This window comes from Streptomyces palmae (assembly GCF_004684805.1).
In the GTDB taxonomy this organism is placed as follows: Bacteria; Actinomycetota; Actinomycetes; order Streptomycetales; family Streptomycetaceae; genus Streptomyces; species Streptomyces palmae.
The window spans coordinates 1-1,772 of sequence record NZ_SRID01000639.1 but is presented as its reverse complement, the minus strand read 5'-3'; the positions used below and the strand labels follow the sequence as shown (position 1 = coordinate 1,772).

Sequence of the window (1,772 nt, the reverse complement as noted above, 5' to 3'; positions counted from 1 at the left end):
GGCGTGGCAGGGGGCGGCGCGGGCTTCTCGGCCAGGGCGTCCTGGGGGCCGGGTGGCATGGGTGCCGCCCCGGCACCACTCTCCGCGCCGGCACCCTCGGCACCGTCCGCACCGCCCGGGGCGTCCGCCGGCACGTCCGCGGGCACGGAAGCGGAACCGGCCGGACGGGTGACCGCCGAGGCCACCGCCTCCGGCAGCCAGGCGGTCTCCTTGGGCAGCCCGCCCCCGTAGGTCTGTCCATCCGTATCGCCGAGCAACCGGGCGAACTCCGAGAGGAGTTCCGCCACCGTGGGCCGATCTCCGGGGTCCTTCTCCAGACACCGGCCGACGAAGTCGGTGTCGGCAGGCAGCCTTTGGAGGTCGGGGGCCTCGTACACGGCGCGGAAGTTCACCGAGTGCGGCGATCCGGTGCCGAACGGCGGCGCACCCGTTCCGGCGTAGGCGAGGACCGCTCCCAGGGAGAAGACATCACTGGCGGGGCCGACCCGATGTCCCGTCAGCTGCTCGGGCGACATGAAGCCGGGCGTCCCGATCACCGTGCCCGTCCGGGTGAGAACGCTCGCCTCCGCGGCGATGGAGATGCCGAAGTCTATGACGCGTGGACCGTCGGCGGCGATCAGCACGTTCGACGGCTTCAGGTCCCGGTGGATCAACCCCGTGGCATGAATGGCCTCCAGCGCCTCGACCAGGCCGGCGCCCAGGACCAGTAACGACCGTCGGGGCCATGCCCCGTGAGCACGGACCGCCGTATCGAGCGGCAGGCCGGGGACGTAAGCGGTGGCAAGCCAGGCAGGGGATCCCTCGGGGTCGGCATCGACGACCGCCGCGGTGAAGAACCCGTTCACCCGTCGGGCCGCCTCGACCTCCCGGGCGAACCGGCGCCGGAAGTCAGGGTCCTCAGCGAGTTCGGCGCGCACCACCTTCACGGCGACCATGCGGCCGCTGGTGGAACGGCCCAGATACACCCGGCCCATGCCGCCCGCCCCGAGGCGCGCGAGGATCCGGTATCTCCCCACCTGCCGCGGGTCTGCGGTGCCCAGCTCTTCCAACGTCCCCCCAGCCGTGATCCCGCCTCCGGCGATCCCGGCTCCGGGGATCGCCGGGGACGATTACATCAGATCCTGGTGCCCCGTCGGCTGCCGTCATCCCCATCGCCCGGTCCGTCCCCCGGGGCGCCGGGCGTAAGTGGCAGAGGCGCTGAGGGCGTCCGCCGCGACGTTCTTCGCGTTGACCGTCGCGGCCCCACCATTGAGCATCCCGCAGCCGGACATCAGGTCCACGAACAGCCGGAACGCATGTCGTCGGCCGGTCCCATCCTCCGCGGTCCGGACCACCGTCCGCCACTCGCACCGCGAACCCTGCGCGCGACCACTGGGCGGCGACCTCAACTCTTCACGGATGAAACGGCCTTCGCCCGTCAGATCGAGCGCTCCCAAGGCACCCGCGCCCACAGCGGCAGCGGTGAACCGTGCCGGCGCGACACCGAACGGATGCACGGCGAGGTCGAGACCCTCATCAATCCATACCCCTTAGGGGTATCCTCGACCTTGCGGGCAACGTCGTCCCCGAGTCCAGGGGCCGTGGCGCCTCCTCCGCGTTGCGGAAGACCCGCGACTCATGGCCGATGAGGACGGCCAGCCGCGCCTACCTGAATGCGAGGCACGATGAAGGTCCAAGGATTCGTCGCGGACGGATACGACGCGGTGCGTGAGGTCTTTCAGCGCCTGATCGACGACGGCCGGGAGACGGGGGCAGGGCTGTCGGTGTGGCGG

Annotated in this window: 1 protein-coding gene; it reads right to left on the bottom strand. The window is 71.5% G+C overall.

All coding sequences use genetic code 11. The features are described from left to right. A partial coding sequence (locus E4099_RS31720) for a serine/threonine-protein kinase (protein ID WP_245245345.1) occupies nucleotides 1–974 on the bottom strand: 974 nt, incomplete at its 3' end. Nucleotides 975–1,772: the final 798 nt, after the last annotated feature.